The sequence below is a fragment of the Paenibacillus polymyxa genome (assembly GCF_015710975.1).
GTDB classification, from domain to species: domain Bacteria; phylum Bacillota; class Bacilli; order Paenibacillales; family Paenibacillaceae; genus Paenibacillus; species Paenibacillus polymyxa.
The window spans coordinates 1,065,291-1,085,204 of the sequence record NZ_CP049783.1 but is presented as its reverse complement, the minus strand read 5'-3'; the positions used below and the strand labels follow the sequence as shown (position 1 = coordinate 1,085,204).

General features: G+C 45.3%; 21 protein-coding genes. 16 read left to right on the top strand and 5 right to left on the bottom strand.

Annotated elements, in window-relative coordinates:
* Positions 1 to 202 precede the first annotated feature (202 nt).
* Entirely contained in the window at positions 203 to 667 is a 465-nt protein-coding gene (locus tag G7035_RS04945; RefSeq protein ID WP_019686117.1) for an AbrB/MazE/SpoVT family DNA-binding domain-containing protein, read from the bottom strand.
* A 248-nt stretch (positions 668 to 915) separates the two neighbouring features.
* Between G7035_RS04945 and G7035_RS04940 the strand changes: the two genes are divergently transcribed.
* From G7035_RS04940 to G7035_RS04930, 3 genes are all read left to right on the top strand, one after another.
* Positions 916 to 1,788 (top strand): hypothetical protein, encoded by an 873-nt coding sequence (locus G7035_RS04940; protein WP_019686118.1) that lies wholly within the window; start codon positions 916 to 918, stop codon positions 1,786 to 1,788.
* A 113-nt stretch (positions 1,789 to 1,901) separates the two neighbouring features.
* Positions 1,902 to 2,273 (top strand): MerR family transcriptional regulator, encoded by a 372-nt coding sequence (locus G7035_RS04935; protein ID WP_019686119.1) that lies wholly within the window; start codon positions 1,902 to 1,904, stop codon positions 2,271 to 2,273.
* Positions 2,274 to 2,513: 240 nt separating this feature from the next.
* Positions 2,514 to 3,278, top strand: a complete 765-nt coding sequence (locus G7035_RS04930; RefSeq protein WP_019686120.1) for a MerR family transcriptional regulator — start codon at positions 2,514 to 2,516, stop codon at positions 3,276 to 3,278.
* 97 nt (positions 3,279 to 3,375) lie between these two features.
* Here G7035_RS04930 and G7035_RS04925 read toward each other — a convergent pair whose 3' ends face one another.
* Together G7035_RS04925 and G7035_RS04920 are read right to left on the bottom strand one after the other, a co-directional pair.
* Positions 3,376 to 3,852, bottom strand: coding sequence for a hypothetical protein (locus G7035_RS04925; protein ID WP_017425717.1), 477 nt, complete (start codon positions 3,850 to 3,852; stop codon positions 3,376 to 3,378).
* A gap of 90 nt (positions 3,853 to 3,942) precedes the next feature.
* Complete coding sequence (locus tag G7035_RS04920) at positions 3,943 to 4,422, bottom strand: GAF domain-containing protein (RefSeq protein WP_016819371.1); 480 nt, start codon at positions 4,420 to 4,422, stop codon at positions 3,943 to 3,945.
* Between the two features lie 349 nt (positions 4,423 to 4,771).
* Between G7035_RS04920 and G7035_RS04915 the strand changes: the two genes are divergently transcribed.
* From G7035_RS04915 to G7035_RS04880, 8 genes are all read left to right on the top strand, one after another.
* The gene (locus G7035_RS04915; RefSeq protein WP_019686121.1) at positions 4,772 to 5,077 is read left to right on the top strand and encodes a toll/interleukin-1 receptor domain-containing protein; all 306 of its coding nucleotides are present in this window, start codon (positions 4,772 to 4,774) and stop codon (positions 5,075 to 5,077) included.
* Positions 5,078 to 5,265: 188 nt separating this feature from the next.
* On the top strand, positions 5,266 to 5,862 hold the full coding sequence (locus G7035_RS04910) for a GNAT family N-acetyltransferase (protein WP_019686122.1): 597 nt from the start codon (positions 5,266 to 5,268) through the stop codon (positions 5,860 to 5,862).
* Complete coding sequence (locus tag G7035_RS04905; protein WP_019686123.1) at positions 5,846 to 6,601, top strand: energy-coupling factor transporter transmembrane component T family protein; 756 nt, start codon at positions 5,846 to 5,848, stop codon at positions 6,599 to 6,601. Before G7035_RS04910 ends, G7035_RS04905 begins: the two co-directional genes overlap by 17 nt.
* Before the next feature lie 161 nt (positions 6,602 to 6,762).
* The gene (locus G7035_RS04900) at positions 6,763 to 7,350 is read left to right on the top strand and encodes an ECF transporter S component (protein WP_016819367.1); all 588 of its coding nucleotides are present in this window, start codon (positions 6,763 to 6,765) and stop codon (positions 7,348 to 7,350) included.
* 53 nt (positions 7,351 to 7,403) lie between these two features.
* On the top strand, positions 7,404 to 8,963 hold the full coding sequence (locus G7035_RS04895; RefSeq protein WP_019686124.1) for an ABC transporter ATP-binding protein: 1,560 nt from the start codon (positions 7,404 to 7,406) through the stop codon (positions 8,961 to 8,963).
* A 173-nt stretch (positions 8,964 to 9,136) separates the two neighbouring features.
* Complete coding sequence (locus G7035_RS04890) at positions 9,137 to 10,651, top strand: MDR family MFS transporter (protein ID WP_019686125.1); 1,515 nt, start codon at positions 9,137 to 9,139, stop codon at positions 10,649 to 10,651.
* A gap of 610 nt (positions 10,652 to 11,261) precedes the next feature.
* Positions 11,262 to 12,761 (top strand): glycoside hydrolase family 68 protein, encoded by a 1,500-nt coding sequence (locus G7035_RS04885; protein WP_019686126.1) that lies wholly within the window; start codon positions 11,262 to 11,264, stop codon positions 12,759 to 12,761.
* A 107-nt stretch (positions 12,762 to 12,868) separates the two neighbouring features.
* The gene (locus G7035_RS04880) at positions 12,869 to 14,461 is read left to right on the top strand and encodes a glycoside hydrolase family 32 protein (RefSeq protein WP_019686127.1); all 1,593 of its coding nucleotides are present in this window, start codon (positions 12,869 to 12,871) and stop codon (positions 14,459 to 14,461) included.
* Positions 14,462 to 14,629: 168 nt separating this feature from the next.
* Here G7035_RS04880 and G7035_RS04875 read toward each other — a convergent pair whose 3' ends face one another.
* The gene (locus G7035_RS04875; protein ID WP_013369372.1) at positions 14,630 to 15,094 is read right to left on the bottom strand and encodes a MarR family winged helix-turn-helix transcriptional regulator; all 465 of its coding nucleotides are present in this window, start codon (positions 15,092 to 15,094) and stop codon (positions 14,630 to 14,632) included.
* 286 nt (positions 15,095 to 15,380) lie between these two features.
* Here G7035_RS04875 and G7035_RS04870 point away from each other — a divergent pair, with 286 nt between their 5' ends.
* The 4 genes from G7035_RS04870 (at position 15,381) to G7035_RS04855 (ending at position 17,999) form a co-directional block, all read left to right on the top strand.
* On the top strand, positions 15,381 to 15,806 hold the full coding sequence (locus G7035_RS04870) for a hypothetical protein (RefSeq protein ID WP_016819361.1): 426 nt from the start codon (positions 15,381 to 15,383) through the stop codon (positions 15,804 to 15,806).
* A gap of 195 nt (positions 15,807 to 16,001) precedes the next feature.
* Positions 16,002 to 16,187, top strand: a complete 186-nt coding sequence (locus G7035_RS04865) for a spore coat protein (RefSeq protein ID WP_016819360.1) — start codon at positions 16,002 to 16,004, stop codon at positions 16,185 to 16,187.
* A gap of 16 nt (positions 16,188 to 16,203) precedes the next feature.
* Positions 16,204 to 16,503 (top strand): spore coat protein, encoded by a 300-nt coding sequence (locus G7035_RS04860; RefSeq protein ID WP_019686128.1) that lies wholly within the window; start codon positions 16,204 to 16,206, stop codon positions 16,501 to 16,503.
* A 155-nt stretch (positions 16,504 to 16,658) separates the two neighbouring features.
* Entirely contained in the window at positions 16,659 to 17,999 is a 1,341-nt protein-coding gene (locus G7035_RS04855) for an amino acid permease (protein ID WP_016819358.1), read from the top strand.
* 20 nt (positions 18,000 to 18,019) lie between these two features.
* On the opposite strand, the gene G7035_RS04850 is transcribed toward G7035_RS04855, so the two are convergent.
* Entirely contained in the window at positions 18,020 to 18,652 is a 633-nt protein-coding gene (locus G7035_RS04850) for a LysE family transporter (RefSeq protein WP_029514328.1), read from the bottom strand.
* A 276-nt stretch (positions 18,653 to 18,928) separates the two neighbouring features.
* Here G7035_RS04850 and G7035_RS04845 point away from each other — a divergent pair, with 276 nt between their 5' ends.
* Entirely contained in the window at positions 18,929 to 19,897 is a 969-nt protein-coding gene (locus tag G7035_RS04845; RefSeq protein WP_019686129.1) for an SIS domain-containing protein, read from the top strand.
* The last annotated feature ends 17 nt before the right edge of the window (positions 19,898 to 19,914 follow it).

The following is a 19,914-nucleotide window of genomic DNA, read 5'->3' as shown; positions in this document are numbered from 1 at the left end:
GTTACTATTAATTGGCATAGTCTTATTAATAAGGCGTTGTCGCTTGCAAGTCATCTAGTAGTTCTTTGTACCTAGTTCGAGGATTTCGCAAATGTGTTTCCTGCTTTTTGTCGGTTAGCTATGATGCTGCGTATCACGGTTCAAAATTAGCTGTACATGATGAAATCTCTGGTGTATACCTATGTAGGATAGCAAGCTGTAGTTATAGCATTTTTTTGAGCTGGGATATACGGGCTTGGGAAACCTCAAGCATTTTGGCATATTCGTGCTGTGCTGCATTGGGTTGCTTTTGCATTAATTCTTTGAGGCTTTCAATCATCTGCTGTGTCGATCTCCGTAGACGTTTGGACTCTTTAATCGACCGTTGTCCGTTGGCTAAAGCCGATTTGGCTGGTGTTAGGACAGGGCTAAAATTTAACCCCTTCTTTAAACTTTCAATACATTCTTTACAAATAAAACTATCTCTAAAATAAGTCAATTGTTCGGCTGAACCACACATTTTACACGTCACCCCGGTATATTTTCGAAAGGCGAGAATACCGGTTTCCTCATCTGCAAAAATCTCAACGGGGTCACCCACATTAAAATCCATAGAAATTCGCATTTCTTTGGGAATGACGATACGGCCTAACGCATCTAGGGGACGTGTCATACCTGTACTTTTCAAATGATAACCTCCTTTTTTTATATCCTTATAATACTAAATAATTATAGTAAAAAAGAATAGGCTTAGAGAAGCAATCGCATATATTAAGTAAACTGTTGAAAAGTATACAAGTAATTCCCAAAATATGTTTTTTAATCGTGGAAAACGTGTTGAGAAATTATAGGGGATTACCGATATATATTCAGAATGAATATTCTAGTTGGTGAAGGAATTTTTAGTAATATACGATAAGGAGCTGTGAATTACATATGGCAATCGATTTGGACACTGCTATTCCTGCAGTCATTATAAAGGTCGGCGGATTAGTAGATCAGCCCGAGCAATTCACCGTCGAGGCGAAGAAGGCTGCTGCTATGCTGGGAGAAGAGGCATTGCCTCTATTCCCGCGTTATTTTTTTGGAACTGAGTTGCAGAAGCCTGAGAGTTTGGCAGGAAAGTACGAAGGGTTGGGCGACTGGCTGCATATTCAACAGGACGCGATTTTTGAGATTATCTACAATTACAGGAAAAAAGCGATTCCCATGCTGTATGAGGTGGCGTTCGGGGTGTACGATTGGACGCAGTATAAGGCAGTGAGGATACTAACTCGGTTAGCCCGTGAAGGTGTTCAGACCGAGCAGATTGTGGACGATATTATCAGCCATGTCGATGATTTTCGTTATGAGGCACAAATGCCTACATTTTATTTTCTGTCGGGACTGACGGGCAATAAGAAGGTTGCCACACTGCTGCAAAGGCACTTCCTTGAGAATTTGGAATACGATCCGATTGATGCCTTTGATATTTTTGAGAATTTGTACCGTTGTTCGCCTGATGTTGCTAGGAGACATGCCGATTTTCTCAAAGCCATTGCCCGTGGTGAAGGCCTAGAAGGCCGCTCCCCGTTACTGGACGGAGCGATAGGGACTACCGATGAGAACGGCAAGCAAGAGTACCACTGGCCTGGTGATGAACCTGTCGAAGAGCATCACCAATTACGAGCGGCCATATTCTATTACCAGTTGAATTCTCAGGATGAGGAGGTCAATCGGCTGTTAGATCAATGGGAAGTGAGCCATCCAGAGGAGAATGTAAGGAGTTATATTGGGAAATTGCGAGGGGAAGGACAGGGAGAGAGCTAGCTGTTCAGTTGGTGAATAGGGAAATCCTAATTTTGCACTCTTTTCTATGAAAACTTATACTTATCGTTACAGCTGGCTCGAAGCGAAAAAAAAGAATGAGGAGGGGATCAACTATGTACTCCATTAAAGAAGTTGAAATCAGGAGCGGATTGCCAGCATCTACCCTTCGTTATTATGAAAAAGAGGGCATTCTACCTGATGTCGGTCGGGATGAGGGTGGGAGAAGGGTATATACCGAGAAACAAATGGATTGGATCAGGTTTCTTATGGCTATGAAAGATACGGGAATGACCATTGAAGAAATTAAGGCATATCTTGAGCTAAATGTAAAAGGAGAAGCCACAATCCAAGAGAGAAGAGACTTCCTGGTTGCCCACAAAAAGAAAGTGGAAGAACAGATGGCCCAAACGCAGCGCAATTTGGAGAAAATTATTCAAAAGATAGCTTTTTACGATCATGTGGTCATGGGAAGAAGCTTCTCTTAGTCGCCAAATTCAATTGAATATAAGAAGCCCGCAGCCTATTTGAAATACGCTGTAGGGCTTTTTTTTGCATAGATATCTAAAGATACCTACTGTAGGTCGCAAGTATGAAAAATCGTTGGCAATTAGCGGTTCACGATGTGCTTACAGGGTAAAAGTGTATTACCAAGGTGGGGAAGTGGGGGTGTTGACTCTCACGCCACGTGAGACTGTAGACTGTGAAAGCAAGAGAGGTGAAGCGGAATGGCTTATACAGTAAAGGAAGTATCTAATCTGTCGGGAATCAGCGTTCGAACTTTGCATTATTATGATGAAATTGGATTGCTGAAACCACATCATATCGGAAATAATGGATATCGCTATTACGAGCAGGAACAACTGTTGAGGCTTCAACAAATCATGGTGTACAGGGAACTGGATTTGCCTTTATCCGAAATTGGCAATGTGCTAAAGCAAACCAAGGAGCAGAAAGCCGAGGTTTTGCAGGTGCATCGAGCCAAGATTGAGGCCAAGGTCTTCCGCTTGCATACTCTCCTTCAGACCATCGACGAAACGGTGGCTCATTTGAAAGGAGAACAAACGATGAAACCAGAGCAAATGTACCAAGGGTTTAACCCGGAAAAGCAGGAAATGTATGAACGTGATCTGACGGAACGTTATGGTTCACAGGTCGAAGAAAAGATCCAGGAGAGTAAGACCGCGACGACGAACTGGAGCAAAGAGGATTATTTGGATTCACAGGCAGAGGCAGATCAGATTCATCGGGAGCTGGCTGAAGCCATGCATAAGGGATTGAAGCATAACAGTGCAGAAGTACAGGCGCTGATCCGCCGTCATCTTCAATGGGTAAGTCGATTCTATACCCCTACAGCAGAAATTTATAGCGGGCTGGGAGACTTGTATGTAGAGCATGAGGATTTCAGTAAAATGTATGAAGGCTATCGCCCTGGGCTAGCTGAATATTTGCGAGACGGAATGAAGGAGCTGGCCAAACGGGAATTAACCTAGAGCAACAGCTGATGAAAAGGGCTATAAGTAATATGAAAAAGGGTGAACAACAAACCCATCGACGGCCTGCTGTTCACCCTTTTTTGTGTAAAGCAGCTTACATGCTGCTTGGTGCTGTTCTCATGCTTTGCTGACTGCTGTTGCCGTACTGCTGCATGCTACCACTGCTTGCAAAATGCTGCCCGGTCGTCCCCATGTGTTGCGGAAAGCTGTGGTTCATGTGGCTTCCTGCACTAAAGGTGGATGGTTGCATACTGCGAGAAGCATAGTTATCGCCAAATCCAGGTTGAGTCATTTGGCTGCTTGAGCGGATGGAGTTTTCCAATTGGCTACACAGTTGAATGACTTGCTGGTATTGCTGCATCGCTTGCTGGTGATGCTGAATTGCGGTTTGAATCATTTGAGCTGCGCTACGTTCGCGTTGCACCAGGCTTTCAAGGCTGGATGCGTTTTGTTGCTCTTGTTGCAGCAATTGCTGATACATAGCAGTTCCTTGCTGTGTTTGTTGTACCAATTGCTGCATAATTTGTTCACATTGATGAAGTTGTTGTTGTGGAGCCATGTTGTTGAACATTGATCATCAATCTCCTTCGCCGGATAGTTTAGGTTTTAGGACCCTCATATATTGTGGCGAAGGAAGACTATATATATGCACAATTTTTGGTTACAGGCTGGATACCAGAATAGCCGTAAATTCCTCTAGGAATACACGATCTTCCTGATCAAATCGGCTTTTTAGCGGGCTGTCAATGTCCAGCACTCCAATCAGCTCATCGTTTTTGATTAGAGGGATAACGATTTCGCTATTGGAAGCAGCGTCACAGGCGATATGTCCTGGAAATGCATGTACATCGTCTATGACAAGTGTTCGCCGTTCAGCTGCTGCGGTACCGCAAACACCACGTCCCAGTGGAATCCGTATACATGCGGGTAAACCCTGGAAAGGTCCTAGTACAAGCTCAGTCCCATCATAAAGATAGAAGCCACTCCAGTTCACATCTGGAAGAAAGTGACCCAGTAAAGCTGAAGCGTTCGCTAAATTGGCAATCCTATTGGATTCATCGTGAACAAGTGCCCGGAGTTGTCCGAGAACGGATTCGAATTGTTCCTGACGTGTTCCTTCGTAAGGGATAGTTTGAAACATGTAGAGTCCACGCTCCTAACATTAAATTTTCATATTAACTGTTGTATATATCACCAAAAATAGGTAATTGTGCAAATCACTTTTACCATTGGTTAATTAATTTAAGATATAACGATTGTACATATTCAGTCAAGTAGAAAATAGCACTACTTCCTTGGAATAATCTCCTTTCTCTAGCACCACAATTCCCTTCTCTACAAGCAACGCTGGCGGCAAAGCATTATGTTTTAGCGGGACATATAATATAGAAAGTAATTCAATGAAGGGTTGCCCTCATCTGTTTCCAGCTTCTCCCCTATGGGTAAAAACAATGTAACATGTTGGCTTAGGCCAGGGAGGAGTTACAATTATGCATGCAGATGTTCAGAACTTGTTTATCCGTATACAGATGCTTTCTTATGCACATCAGGACGATTTGACCGTGAGAGATATACAACCAGTTCTCGAAGAACGCGGATACCGTGTAGGAGAACGTGAAGTCAAGCAGGAGCTGGAAAACCTGACACAGGAAAACTTTCTGACACCACATGATGATATGTTCAGCCTTACCGGCGCAGGGATCGAAGAATTGCAGGAAATTCAGTTGATGCTAGGCGTATTGTACGAAGATGTTGTGAAAAATCCAGCGCATGTCACTGCCCGTGCTTCTTCTTAAAAGGATAAGAGACACCAAAAATCTTATAACAATAAAAGGTAGCCCTCTTCATTCCTGATATCAGGAAGCGGAGGGCTAATTTGATTTATAAGGGCCTGTCCACTTTAATAAGGTTGTGTTTGTTGGAGGTGTGTGCTTAAATGTAGCGTATATTTGTTGTCATTGAAATGCTGGAAGGATGATGGAACATGTGTGCATATGCATGTAAGGGGCATATCCCACTGCTGGAAAGCCCGCGTCTTCGGCTGCGAAGGATGGAAAGCCGGGATGCGGCTACGATGTTCGCTTGCTGGTCTGACCCGGAGGTTCACCGTTATATGAACCTTACCGGTATGTCAGGACGAGAGGATGCAGAGGATATGATTGAGCTGTTGAATGAGCTGGCGAAGACGGAAGATGCGCTGCGCTGGGGGATCGAGCTGAAGGAGAACGGGAGGCTGATTGGAAGCTGCGGCTTTAATTATTGGCAGACGGAGGGAGCTTATAAAGCCGAGATTGGTTATGAGTTGGCCCAGCCTTATTGGCGCAATGGCTATATGACTGAGGCGCTTCGCTTAGTGCTTTCATTCGGATATGACACGATTCGATTAAATCGGATCGAAGCGCTGGTGGACCCGCGCAATACAGGCTCGCAAGCCCTGCTGTTCTCGATGGGCTGGACCCAGGAAGGGCTGTTACGGCAGGTACAGCATACATCTACAGGCTTTAAGGATATGCTGATGTATTCATTACTGCATGAAGAATGGCTCAGATTGGAGGCACAACGAAATGCTGTTTCAGTATAACGGCGGTTCGTCGCCGCTGCACAGGCTTGGACCGTTAAGTAAGCTTATATGGGTGGGATGCTTTAGCCTCCTGTCGATGGCATGGGATTCGACAATACGGGAAGCGGCACTTCTGGTGGCACTGATCGCTGTGGCTGGCTTCGGCGCACGATTGACCCTAGCACGCCAACTTCGCGCTATGTCGTTCCTGATTGGTTTAGGTATTCCGTATTTTATACTGTCTATCCTAGCGATTCGAGAAGGGAATGCTGTCGCTTCATGGGGACCCATTGTGATTACAGCTGAGGGACTGGATATCGCCGGGGCATTAACGCTGCGGATTTTTGTATTGTTTTTGGCATCCTATATCTACCTCTCGACGACCGATCCCCGAGATTTTGTGCAGGCTTTGAATCTGCGCTTGCGTGTACCTTATCGATTTGCGTTCGGAATTTCAGTGGCGCTGACGTTCCTGCCCTTATTGGAAGAAGAGGGGCGAACCATTATGGCTGCACGGCGTGTTCGGGGGCAGGAGCCACCACGAGGATGGGGCAATCGGATATCATGGTGGAGCGGGTATGCGGCTGCTGTATTGGTGAATGCCGTGAGACGGGTTCAGCAGACAGCACTGGCTATGGAGGGCAAAGGTTTTGGCGCATATGCAGAACGGACGTATCTTCGAACACTGAAGAATGGGCGTTTAGGCTACGTATATGCTGTGATTGCTGTATTCGCTACGGCTGTTTTATGGTGGGTATGATAAAGAAGCAGCCCCTTTTTTTGCTCTTATTGTCAACTGAAAAAATAAAATTAGGTTGACAATAAGACGGCGGATGAATACATTTATACAGTAACAGTTTGTACAAGGGCCAGAGCTATGACCTTGTATACTAGATTATGGAGAGGAGTCAAGAAATACATATGAAGGGATCTCGTATTTTTGCCAAGTTTACAACGCTGGATATCGTGTTAATGGCCATGCTGGCTACGTTGAACGGCGTCATGACTGTGTATTTGTCGATGATTAACAAAACGTTAAACAGTCTGGGAGGGCCGATCGCAACTTCCGCTATTGTCGGGCTGTACATGATATATGGTTTGCTGGCCTATTATATTATTCGTAAGCCAGGTACGGCGGTAATTGCTTATGCCTTTGGCGCGGTAGTGCAGTCTTTTATGGGCTCTGCCTATGGAATTGCATCTATCATTGCGGCAGCTGTCTGCTATATGGTTGCGGCGGAGCTGGTATTTGCTCTTTTGCGGTATCGCCGCTGGAATGCAGTTTCACTAATGCTGGTGGGCGGAGCCATGGTTCCGCTGTGGTTTATCGTGGCAGCCAATATGTTTGGCTATATGCATTGGGGCTGGAAGGTACTGACGATCGCACTGGTCGTTCGTATCCTAAGCGGCATTGTCCTGTGTGGTCTGCTGACGAAAGTACTGGGCGATGCCTTAAATGGTACGGGTCTGTTAAAACGCTTTGAACTGGGACGTGCTTCACGGGCATAACCAAGGCTATACGTGGTTATATCTTGAACAATGGGATTGAGGGTATTTCGGTTATGAATGAACGTAGTAATCATGATTCTGGGAATAGAATGGCCGTGTCCTTGAGGAATTTTGGCTATCGGTATGATGACCAGGTGGAGCCAGCGTTACATGGTCTGACGCTGGACATTGCGGTGGGTGAGCACATAGCCATTGTTGGAGCTAGTGGGAGTGGAAAGTCTACGCTGTGCCAGCTGCTTCATGGCGGGTTGTCCCGTTCCGGCGAGGGCGAACGGACTGGCGAGCTGACCGTGTACGGGATGGACCCCGACAACGCTGAATTGGCTACGGTCGCCACCACTGTCGGCGTCGTGCTTCAGGACCCGGATGCCCAGCTAGTGCAGGGAATCGTCGAAGACGAAATTGCTTTTGGACCGGAGAATCTGCGCGTGCCTCCGGCAGAAATAGAGCAGCGCCTGGCCGCTGCACTGGAGGCCGTCGGCCTGACATCCGAGCGCGGCTCCTTCGTGCGGCGCCTCTCGGGAGGTCAGCGCCAACGCACCGCCATTGCTGCGGTGCTGGCGCTGGAAACGCCGCTGGTCGTGTTCGACGACGCAGCTGCGCAGTTGGACCCACCGGCGGTACGGGACTTCGTCCTGCTATGTCGGCGGCTCCATGCCGCAGGCCGGACGGTGATCACTGCGTCCAGCCGCATAGATGATGGTGCGCGTGCAGCGCAGCGCCTGATCGTGCTGAAGGGCGGGACTATGCTGCTGCAAGGCCCGCCCGAAAAGCTGCTGCGCGAGCATGGTGCGCAGCTGGCAGCCTGGGGGCTGCTTCCCTCTTCCGCGGGGAGGGAAGACATGCCGCGTGAGCCGGGGGTGAACTCCGGCTCGGCGGCTAACTGCGCTGGACAGCCGTTGCTGGAGGTGAAGGGATTGCCCTTCACCTACCCCGGCAGCCAGCGCGCGGCGCTCAAGGGCGTGAGTCTTGCCCTTGCGCCTGGCGAACGAGCCGTAATGCTGGGCGAGAACGGCTCTGGCAAAACCACGCTGGGCAAGCTGCTTATGGGCTTGCTCCCCGCGCCGAAGGGATGCATGTGGTGGGAAGGGCAGGATATGTCGAAGCTGCCCATTCACCGACTGGCCGCCGGGATCGGCTATGTGTTCCAGCAGCCAGAGCATCAGTTTGCAGCTGCAACGGTGTGGGAAGAGTGCTTGTACAGTGTGCGGGCCAAGCTTGGTTTACGGATCGGTGATCCGGTTCCCGCCGCCTATGAGGAACGGGCGCATCGCTTACTGACAGCCGCCAGGCTGGATCACCGACTGGAGGTCTCGCCGTATCTGCTAAGTGGAGGCGAAAAAAGGCTTTTGAGCGTTGCAGCACAGTTTATCCTCCCCAAAAAGCTTTACATTTTGGATGAGCCGACTGCGGGAACGGATTACGAAGGGGCAAACATCCTGCTCCATATGTGCTCAGAGCAGTCTGCTGAAGGCGCGGCTTTTCTGATCATTACCCACGATTTGCAGATAGCTGAACGCTTTGCCAGCCATGTTCTGCGCATGGAAGAGGGGTATCTCTATAAAACGGAAGATAGCTGGATTAATCATACGATTACAGTTGACAAAAATTAAGGATATGTAGACAATAATATATATACATCGTACACAACAGGCGGCCTATATAGGCCGCCTGTTTACGATTATGCAGTGCGGGTAATCATCCAAGCTGGGAAGGAAAACCGTACAGATACAACACAGTATTTACAAGGAAAGGATTTGTGATTTGCTTGGGAAACGATAAACCTATGAAGCGCGGGCTCGTGCTGACAGGTGTTCTATTGGCCACCTTTCTGGCCGCGATTGAAGGAACGGTTATCGGTCCAGCAGGACCGACAATTGTGAGTGAACTGGGCAGTGTGAGTTTGCTCAGTTGGATTTTTACGGCATATTTGCTGACGATGGCTGTAACCACGCCTATTTTCGGCAAACTTAGCGATTTGTTTGGCCGTAAACCCATTTTTCTAATTGGGTGCTCGTTATTTGTACTTGGCTCTTTGCTTTGTATGCTGGCTGGTAGTATGGAGCAGCTTATTTTATACCGGGCTATTCAAGGGATTGGAGCAGGCGGTGTCATTCCTGTTACCTTTACCATTATCGGTGATATATACAAAATGGAGGAACGTGGTAAAGTCCAAGGCATGATCAGCTCGGTGTGGGGGATTTCTTCCCTCGTCGGGCCTCTCTTGGGCGGTTACGTGGTCACCTATTTTGGCTGGGAATGGATTTTTGGTTTTAACGTTCCCTTTGGATTACTGGCTATGTTCTTCATCGCCCGTTACCTGCGGGAGCAGGTAAGCACGCGTACCGCGCGTATCGACGTGGCGGGGGCAGTTACCTTTACTATCGGGATGACGGCACTCTTGCTCGTATTAGCCCTAGGGGGACAGTATATCGATTGGACTTCTCCTGAATTGCTGGCCTTGGCTGCCGTGGCCATTTTGTTCCTGGTTTTGTTTTTGGTTATCGAAAAGCGCGCTCAGGAACCGATGGTGCCACTGAAGCTGTTTCGGATACGGGATATCGCTTTTTCCTGTGCCGCTGCACTACTCGTCAGTACCCTGCTAATCGGGCTGACTAGCTATCTTCCCCTATGGATTCAAGGCGTACACGGTGGAGATGCCGCTTCATCTGGTCTGGCGCTGGCTCCAATGTCGGTAGGCTGGCTGTTTGGCTCCATGATCGGAGGACGCATTTTGCTGACGCTGGGCTCGCGTCGAACCTCTTTGATCGGGCTGACCCTGATTGTATTGGGAGCCTTCGTTATGACCTTGATGGACCAAACGGCTCCGATCTGGCTACTGTTCCTGTCTACATTATTGTATGGACTGGGATTCGGCTTCTCGATGACCGTGTTCACGATTATTGCTCAGTCCTCGGTCGGATTCCAGCTGCGTGGCGCGTCTACAGCCTTGAATACGTTCCTGCGCACGTTGGGGCAAACGATTGGGGTTGCAGCCTTCGGTTCATGGCTGAATTATCGCATTGCTGCTCAGACAGCCGACGGACAGCTCACTCAGCAAGGGGTTACACAGGAGGATATTAATGGTCTGCTTGCCCCGCATGCTTCGCAAAGTCTAAGTGACAAGGTTGCCGGATTACTCCGGTCTGTACTGGAAAACAGTCTGCATTCTCTATTCGTGATCATGGTCGTTATTGCGGTGATTAGCTGGTTTGTTGTCTTAGGTTTGCGGAACCGCCCACCAGGCACGGAAGAAGAGGCAGATCAGCGTGTGAAGACACCACAAAGAGAACACGCATAAAAAATAATATACTTCTTTCATATTGAAGAGACAGTCCGGTACACCAATAAGGGGCCGGGCTGTTTCTTTATGCTAAGGTCTCTCCTCCTACGGATTCAGCAAAAAGCCACCTCGTATAGGACCGATAAATTCCCCAATATACAAAAAGTAAAAAAAAATTCCCTAGAGATTGCGATATATTCATATGATATAGGTTACAAAGTGGTAAAAAAGTCTTAAAAAATTGTAACAAAAAAGCTGTTTCTAAATTGAGCTATAGGGTACTAAGGAACCATTTTTTTGCACCCGCTTACAAATCGAGCATTTTATGAGTATATTTTGAACAATTTTGCATGTGAATGAAGCAACCAACCAAGCAAAATGGGATACGAAAAAAATCAAGTAACAAATTTTTCTGAATGTAATAGGGATGAAAAAAATAGGTATTTTCAGAAAATTACTAGGAAAATATGAGGATGAAATTCATAGAGGAATCTGTTTTCTTCCCTCACATAATAGGGCTTTTCAGTCTATATCAATCGTTTGACATACCATATAAAATGGCCCTAGCCAACGAAAAAGTTGGGCTTCAACACTAGAAAGCATAATTACATTAAGGGAGATGGAGTACTTGAAGTTTAATAAATGGTTCAGTAAAGCAGCCACTGCAACAGTAGCAACTACCTTGCTGTTAGGAGGCGGCGTTCAGGCTTTTGCAAAAGAAAATGATAAGGCTGATTTCAATGCAGACAATGCATTTACCCAAATTACGCGTAATGACATGCTGAATATTTTCAAACAGCAAGGCAAAGAGAAATATGAGGTTCCATCCTTCGATGCCTCTACAATTAAGAATATTCCTTCTGCTATTGGTCACGATAGCTCAGGCAAGCAGATTGATCTGGATGTTTGGGACAGCTGGCCGTTGCAAAATGCCGATGGTACAGTAGCTAATTACAAGGGATATAATATCGTATTTGGACTGGCAGGCGATCCTAAAAGAGGCGAGGATACATTTATATATCTGTTCTATCAAAAAGCGGGTGATACTTCACTGAGCGGCTGGAAAAATGCTGGTAGAGTCTTTAAAGACAATGATAAACTGCTCTCCAACGATCCGATTCTCAAAAATCAGTCAGAAGAATGGTCAGGTTCTGCTACCTTAACCTCTGATGGACATGTACGTTTATTTTATACCAGCAGACAGCCCTATGATCCGAATAACAAATTATACGGCAAGCAAACCTTGAGTACAGCTCAAATTAATGTCTCTCAGCCTGATGATAAGACACTGAAAGTAGATGGAGTCGAGGATTTGAAATCGATCTATGACGGTGGAGATGGTAAAACCTATCAAAATGTACAACAAAGCGTCGGAGTGGATATGGATAATCATACCCTTAGAGACCCTCACTATGTCGAGGATCAAGGCCACAAATATATTATATTTGAAGCCAACACAGGAACAGAGACAGGCTACCAGGGCGAAGAATCGCTTCAAAACTCAGCTTATTATGGTGGCAATAAAAAATTCTTCACGGAAGAGCAACAAAACTTGCAACAAAGTCCTAAGAAAAAAGGAGCTGAGCTGGCGAACGGCGCACTGGGCATCGTTGAATTGAATGATGACTATACATTGAAAAATGTAATGCCCCCTTTGCTTGCATCCAATCTGGTAACAGATGAAATTGAACGGGCAAATGTGTTCAAAATGAACGGTTTGTGGTATTTATTTACGAGTACAAGAGGTTCCAAAGTGACTGTAGATGCGATCGGTGACGATGATATTTACATGTTGGGTTATGTTTCTACTTCCTTGACAGGGCCTTATAAACCCCTGAATGGAACCGGTCTCGTTCTTCATCAGGATCTGGATCGTGATGATATTACCTGGACATATGCTCATTTTGCTATCCCGCAAGGCAAAGGCAATAACGTAGTCGTTTCGAGTTATATGACCAATCGTGGACTCTTCCCAGATCACAAATCTACTTTCGCACCAAGCTTCCTGCTGAATATTAAAGGCTCGAAAACCTCTGTTGTGAAAAACGGTATTCTGGAGCAAGGTCAAATTACGATTGATCCAGGAAATGACAAAAAAGATAACCAAAATGAGTATGGAAAGAAATAAGTAGTTATAAGCAGCATGTCCGAAGGCGACAGCTTTGGTAGATTACCGATCTGTCGTCCGTCGGACGATACATAACAATGCAATGAAGGGTAAGGAGGATCGTCATAATGAGAAAAAAAGCTTTCAAGAACATTGGAATACGATCCGTAGTAGTTATCACAGGCTTAACTATTTTCATAGCTATGGGGTGGAGTATGTACCAACAGGATGCAGGCAAACCTCAAAAACCTGCAGCAGCTCCAAAAAACCAAGCCAATCAAAGCAAGCATACAACACCGACCTATCGGGCCGCCTATCATTTTACCGTCCCGGATAAGTGGAAAAATGATCCACAGCGGCCTATTTATATGGATGGGCAATATCATTACTACTATTTATATAATCGTGATTACCCTCATAAGAACGGTACAGAATGGCGACATGCCACATCCACCGACCTGGTTCATTGGAAAGATGAAGGGGTGGCAATTCCTAAATATACGAATCCGAATGGAGACCCTTGGTCCGGTTCGGTCGTGATCGACAATAATGGCACCGCAGGTTTTGGAAAAGGCGCACTTGTAGCCATTGTCACACAGCCCTCCGCAGATGGAGGAAAGCAGGAACAATTTCTGTGGTACAGTAAGGACAAAGGCAAGACGTTTACTTCTTATCGCAACAAGCCCGTGATGTCCAACCCTGGCACGAAGGATTTCAGAGATCCCAAGATCATCCGGGATATTCAACGTAATCAATGGGTGATGGTCATGGCGGAGGGAACGAAGATTGGCTTTTATAAGTCGAAAAATTTAAAGGATTGGCAGTTTACGAGCGGCTTTCAAACGGAAAATATTGGACTTGTAGAATGTCCTGACCTTTACCAGATGCGCGCGGATGATGGGACCTATCAATGGATTCTAGGTGCAAGCGCCAATAGTAAACCAACCGGCGGACCCAATACGTATGCCTACTGGACGGGGGATTTTAATGGAGAAGCATTTCTCCCTGATCGCAATGATCCTGATTGGCTGGATTATGGCTTTGACTGGTATGGTGCGGTTACGTTCGAGGACGGCAAAGCCAAAGACCAATACAGTCACCGTTATGCGCTGGCCTGGATGAACAATTGGGATTATGCCAACAACACGCCTACTCTGAAGGAAGGCTTTAATGGCATGGATTCGGTTGTTCGCCAAATTCGGTTGAAGCGTACAACTGATGTCGGCTATCGCTTGGTTTCACAGCCTGTAGCAGCTTTGGAGCAATTCCCAACTGCAACGGAGTCATTGGGGAAGATCCAAGTAGTGGGGACTCACAAGCTTCCGGTAGCAGGTGATGCCTATCAGTTAGAAGCAGATGTATCTTGGTCAACGATCAAAAATACAGGCTTGAGGCTTCGAGAGTCTGCGGATGGCAAGCGTCATGTAGATGTGGGTGTTTCGGTGGAGGGTCAATACTCTTATGTAAACAGAGCGAACACAGGGCAGCCGGATCAGAGTGGTAAATATGTAGAGAGTAAGGCGCCTTTTGATACCAATAAAAAAAATGTCCACTTGAAGATTCTTGTCGATAAAAGCAGCATCGAAGTCTTTGTAGATGATGGAGAAGTAGCTTATTCCTCCTTAATATTTCCACGCTTAGAGGATCAGGGAATTACTCTTTTTTCAGATGGCGGTAAGGCTATTTTTAATAATGTAGTGATCAAACATTTTAGTCGATAACAGCTCTTATGCTGCTCGTAAGCTTAGGCATATTTCGCTCAGGTATATATAAAGTCCACCCATAAATATAAGGGTGGACTTTTCTGTGTAAATCTAAATTTTCGTTAGCACAGCTATAGGATTGTTCTTTTATTCACAATTGAACAGTTGCTAAAATTACTATTCATTCTATTTGTGATAAGGTGACAGATTATCAGCGCTACGGCCCAATTTTTTGAGCAAGCCGATGAGTTGATCTCTTTCGGTTTCGCTGATTCCGCTAAAGGCACGTTCAATCTGACGTGTATAATCAGGATAAATTTCGTCCATGACGCGTTGTCCTTCGTCCGTCAACTCTGCATATATAATACGACGATCTTGGTCGCACGGGTGACGGTGCAAATAACCACGGCTCTCCAGCTTGTCGATAACATAAGTGACATTTCCGCTTTGCAGAAGCAGTTTGGCTCCAATTTGTTGAATTGGTTGTGCTCCCTTGTGATATAAAACTTCCATCACGGCGAAGGCCGTTGGGTTGAAGCCCACCGTTTTGATGCCAGCAACCGCATGTTCGTTTACACTTTTGAATGACTTGGCAAACACGCTATACAAATGCATAGATTGCTGTGTCACCAATGTTCGGTAATCTATCATCTTCATTCCGCCTTTATGTATGGATTTGGGCATCCTTTGACCGCTCGGTTCGGATGACCGGGCAACCATACCCTTACTACTAGCATAAAGGGATTTACGTAGGGAAAACATGCGATTTGTCACAGTAGCTGCTTTTTTAATTATTTAATTTCAAAGCTTTAAGGTAAATTTTTGAAAAATAAAGGTTTCGAATGTAAAAATACCGTTCCGATTGGTTATATTAACAAATAACATACCTAATGAACCCAAATAACAAAATAAGATAAATTCAGAGGAGATGAAGCACATGGATACGGGTTCTTTCCGTTTTCAATTTCGTGATCCGCAGCAAGCCGCCCAAGCCTGTGAAACATTAAAGGAAATTGGATACTCTGCCAGCACGAACGGTGATACAGGCCTCAGTGTTCACGTTGAGAACCAGGATGTGCTGTCTGCATTAGAGATTTGCCAAGCTTATGAAGGAAGTATAATTGAGACAGGAGTTCTCACTTATCGTCCAGGTAAACAAAGTAATATCGGTGTGCAAAATCCAGGTTATAGCCCGGAGGATTGGATTATTCCAGCACACATCATTAATGAGGACTGGAGCGAGGCGTATAAAAGCGGCTCTTCCCAAACGTTTACGAACAACACAACACAGGAACACAACGTCAGCTCTGATCAACAACCGGAAGACGATGTGGACGGTTTTTCAGGTAGCGTCCATACCTAAATAATGGTGTTCACGCTTGCTGCTCATTTTGGAACAAAAAGGTTCCTTCAAACCATGACTAATGGTTTGAAGGAACCTTTTTTCATAATGAGAAAAAGCTGAAAAGGACATTGTGAAAACTAAGGTTCTTGGATCGTGCATAAGGGCAGTAATCGTAGGAAATACCAAAAGAAGTTCAGAAAGGAGGTTTTGATCTTGCAAAAACTCGGAGTTCACGAAAAATTGGAATTGCATGAGCTGCTTACGTTTAAAACAACTTGTATCACAAAAACTCAAACCATGCTTCCTTTAGTCTCAGATTCAAATTTAAAAAATATTTTACAGCAGGACATTAGTTGCGGTACACAAGATATTCAACAGCTTAGAAATTTGCTTGTATAATTTAAGGAGGAATAACGTGAATTCTTTTATTGAGAATATAACCGGTACGACCCCTATGACCGATCAGGTGATTGCTTCAGATCTGTTAATTTCAGCTAAAAGCGGGATCAAAAACTACGCCGCAGCGTTAACAGAGTCCACTAGCCCAGAAGTTCGAAATGTCCTTTGTGACCAATTGAACAAAGCTGTTAATCTTCATGAGCAAATTTTTAATTATATGAAGAACAATGGTTACTACAACGCCTATGATCCAGATCAGCAAATTCAAATGGATATTCAAAATGCAGACAAGGCACTTTCTTTGCCCAAAATGTGAAACGTTTAATTATAAAGAAGCACCAGCAAGCTTTATTCGAGTTTGCTGGTGCTTCTTTATTACAAATTGAATGAACTTCACATGAAATATGGAGAAGAAGGGAATCATGAAAAAACAAGGTATCGGTCTCAAATTTAGAATAGGGTGATTTTCTTATGGGCAATTCGTCAGCGGGCAAACAAAAAGATCAAAAACTAAAATGGTGGCAGCTGAGCTTGTTAGGAGTTGCAGGAACTATCGGTACAGGGTACTTCCTCGGGTCAAGTTTAGCGATTTCCATTGGTGGTCCAGCTGTGCTGATTGCATACTTCTTGGCAGCAGTTGGGACGTATGTGGTGTTTGACGCCCTTTCGCGCATGACGGCAGATCATCCAGAACAGGGCTCTTTCCGTTCTTATGCCCAAAAAGCATTTGGTAATTGGGCAGGCTTCGGCAGTGGCTGGGTGTATTGGTTCTCAGAATTGCTTATTAATGGGAGTCAACTAACCGCGCTGTCTATATTTTCACGTTTTTGGTTTCCTCAGGTACCGATGTGGATTTTTGCAGCATGCTTCGGGATCTTAGGGCTTGTGATTGTTTTTTTTGGCAATAAGGGCTTTGATCGTGTAGAAAATGTACTCGCCATTATTAAAATGGCGGCTCTTGTGATGTTTTTGGTCCTAGCGGTGGCGCTTTTGGCAGGCTGGATCGGAGGAAGTAAATATAATCCGAAGTTTCCCCTCAGCTACAGAGACTTTTTTCCAACCGGTGGCATAGGATTATGGTCATCTTTTATTTTTGCCTTTTATGCATACGGAGGTATCGAAGTGCTTGGAATTATGTCTAACCGACTTCAAAACCCGGAGGAAGCACCCAAAGCAGGAAAGGTCATGCTGATTACGCTGGTTGTAGTGTATGTGCTATCAATTGGGCTGGCTGTATCTATGGTACCATTAAGTGCTTTTAATCCGAAGGAGAGCCCTTTTGTGCTTGCGCTTAGTAGCGATCATCTGGCCTTTGTACCTCATTTATTTAACGGAGTCCTGATTATTGCAGGATTTTCAACGATGACAGCATCGCTATATGCAGAGACTTCGATGATGATTACCCTTGCCCAGGAAGGAGATGCGCCCACACTATTCTCACAGAAGTGGAAGGGCAAATATCCTCTGTATGCACTCAGTTTGATCTCTGTTGGATTAATCTCTGCAATCGTATTATCGTTGCTGCTACCAGGAAAAGTGTATGAATATATTACAACAGCTGCGGGCTTAATGCTGTTATATAACTGGTGCTTTATTTTGCTGTCTTCAGGTAAGTTACTGGAATCAAGCACATCAAGCAATATCAAACGCTGGATTGGCTTATTGCTGATCGCTTTGGCTGTAGTAGGGGCCTTTTTTCATAAGCTTAGCCGCCCTGGGGTTTACGTCAGTTTGCTGTTAGTCTTGTTAATTGCCATATGTGACTTCATTGTACAATGGGTGCGTCGAAAGCACGGCAAGGAACCTCGTTAACTTTATTAAGAAGACAAGCGTTAGCGTAAAAAAAGTAATTGAAATGCCTGTACACCAAAATAAAAGCCAAAGCCTACAAGAGACAGACCTGACATCCAAGAGATGGTTTTAAGCAATCCGGGTCTGAGAAATCGACGGAAAACACTTGAAGCGGCTGCCATCGTCACATCCCAGGCCAATACGCCTAGTACAATTGCTCCGCTGTAAATCAATAGCTGTTGTACTGGATAAGTATTAGCGACGTTGGCCAGTATGGATCCGTAAATCCCAAGCCAGAAAAGGATGGAGAGAGGATTAAACAACGACATCAGAAAGCCGGCTACAAAGGAGTTGGTCAGGGTATTACTATTTCCCCTTAATTCGGATTCTGAAATCACACCAGCATTTTTGATGCTTTCAAGACCTGTATACACAAGCACAAAAAAACCAAACAGCCATAAAAAAGCTTTGACAAATGGGGAATTAAGAAGATGGATCATTCCCAAATAGACAAGCATCATATAGATAATGTCTGCTGTGATTGCACCTAGCCCAATAAACCAGGCGTGCCAAAATCCATTTTTAATCCCTCGATCTAATTGCGCGGCATTGATAGGTCCAATGGGAGCTGAAAGTGACAGACCCAGAAAAACATACCCGATAAATGTATTAATGGGGGGTTCCTCCTTGATTATTTATTGGACGTTATGTATTTGTCTCATTTAGTTTATTCGGACAAACCCATGTGTAAGACCATATTTTTGTGCGTATATGTAGCCACAGCCTCGTTATTTGCTAACCCAATGAATCCAATCCCAAAGGAGCTCTAATCCTTATACAAAAGGGTTAGAGCTTTTTTTAATGAGAGGCTTGACACTTTTAGTGAAAGCGCTTATATTTATCTCGTAAACAATACGTTATATAACGTTATATAAAAGGAGAGGTAAAAAATGAATGTACAACAGACGGTTCAGACGATTTTTGAACAAGCGAATGGGAAGATTTCCGAGGTTTATTTAGTGGCCTGCGGGGGCTCACTAGTGGATATGTATCCTTCAAAATATTTTCTGGATAGTGAAGCAAGAAAACTGGTAGCAGGCATGTATACAGCAAATGAGTTTGTACATGCGTTGCCTAAACGATTGGGAGCACACTCAGTGGTCATCGTTTGTTCCCACGGTGGAAATACTCCAGAATCGGTCGCGGCTGCTAAATCAGCCAAAGAGAAAGGTGCTTATACCATCGGCTTAACCCACAACAGTGAAGCGAACCTGCTCAACTATTCGGATTATTCCTTCCTCTACGAGTGGGGTGATGAGAGCGATGTTAAAAACAACCCGATGGCCATTATTTTAGAACTTACGGTTGAACTGCTTCAAATCGCTGAGGGATATGCGCATTACCCGGCTTTCCAGAACGGATTGGGGGCAATCAATGGGATTATTAACCGTGCCAAAGTCCAAGTTGAACCACGTGCCCAAGTATTCGCAGACAGATACCGCAACGAGGAACTCTTCTATATCCTGACCAGCGGAGCGTCTTATGGACATGCTTACGGATTTGCCATCTGCTCGCTGATGGAAATGCAATGGCTCCATGCAGCTTCTATCCATTCCGGTGAATTCTTCCATGGTCCGTTTGAAGTAACGGATAAGGAAACTCCATTTATTCTGATGATCAACGAAGGACGTACACGGGCGCTGGATGAGCGGGCACAGACTTTCCTGAATCAGTATGCCGAGAAAGTGGAAGTGATTGATGCAAAGGAGCTTGGCATCGGAACGATTGCCGACGAAGTAGTAGAGTTTTTTAACCCGGTGTTATTCTACAGCATTGTATGTGTGTATCGTGAGGCACTAGCCAATGTACGCAATCACCCATTGGAAACTCGCCGTTATATGGGCAAAGTAGCTTACTAAGCGCACCTACCAACAGG

What these genes read in the sequence shown, in the direction of transcription:
- G7035_RS04940 (WP_019686118.1), top strand. Translation starts at nt 916, where the DNA reads ATGGCAATCGATTTGGACACTGCTATTCCTGCAGTCATTATAAAGGTC.
- G7035_RS04935 (WP_019686119.1), top strand. Translation starts at nt 1,902, where the DNA reads ATGTACTCCATTAAAGAAGTTGAAATCAGGAGCGGATTGCCAGCATCT.
- G7035_RS04930 (WP_019686120.1), top strand. Translation starts at nt 2,514, where the DNA reads ATGGCTTATACAGTAAAGGAAGTATCTAATCTGTCGGGAATCAGCGTT.
- G7035_RS04925 (WP_017425717.1), bottom strand. Translation starts at nt 3,852, where the DNA reads ATGTTCAACAACATGGCTCCACAACAACAACTTCATCAATGTGAACAA.
- G7035_RS04920 (WP_016819371.1), bottom strand. Translation starts at nt 4,422, where the DNA reads ATGTTTCAAACTATCCCTTACGAAGGAACACGTCAGGAACAATTCGAA.
- G7035_RS04915 (WP_019686121.1), top strand. Translation starts at nt 4,772, where the DNA reads ATGCATGCAGATGTTCAGAACTTGTTTATCCGTATACAGATGCTTTCT.
- G7035_RS04910 (WP_019686122.1), top strand. Translation starts at nt 5,266, where the DNA reads ATGTGTGCATATGCATGTAAGGGGCATATCCCACTGCTGGAAAGCCCG.
- G7035_RS04905 (WP_019686123.1), top strand. Translation starts at nt 5,846, where the DNA reads ATGCTGTTTCAGTATAACGGCGGTTCGTCGCCGCTGCACAGGCTTGGA.
- G7035_RS04900 (WP_016819367.1), top strand. Translation starts at nt 6,763, where the DNA reads ATGAAGGGATCTCGTATTTTTGCCAAGTTTACAACGCTGGATATCGTG.
- G7035_RS04895 (WP_019686124.1), top strand. Translation starts at nt 7,404, where the DNA reads ATGAATGAACGTAGTAATCATGATTCTGGGAATAGAATGGCCGTGTCC.
- G7035_RS04890 (WP_019686125.1), top strand. Translation starts at nt 9,137, where the DNA reads ATGAAGCGCGGGCTCGTGCTGACAGGTGTTCTATTGGCCACCTTTCTG.
- G7035_RS04880 (WP_019686127.1), top strand. Translation starts at nt 12,869, where the DNA reads ATGAGAAAAAAAGCTTTCAAGAACATTGGAATACGATCCGTAGTAGTT.
- G7035_RS04875 (WP_013369372.1), bottom strand. Translation starts at nt 15,094, where the DNA reads ATGATAGATTACCGAACATTGGTGACACAGCAATCTATGCATTTGTAT.
- G7035_RS04870 (WP_016819361.1), top strand. Translation starts at nt 15,381, where the DNA reads ATGGATACGGGTTCTTTCCGTTTTCAATTTCGTGATCCGCAGCAAGCC.
- G7035_RS04855 (WP_016819358.1), top strand. Translation starts at nt 16,659, where the DNA reads ATGGGCAATTCGTCAGCGGGCAAACAAAAAGATCAAAAACTAAAATGG.
- G7035_RS04845 (WP_019686129.1), top strand. Translation starts at nt 18,929, where the DNA reads ATGAATGTACAACAGACGGTTCAGACGATTTTTGAACAAGCGAATGGG.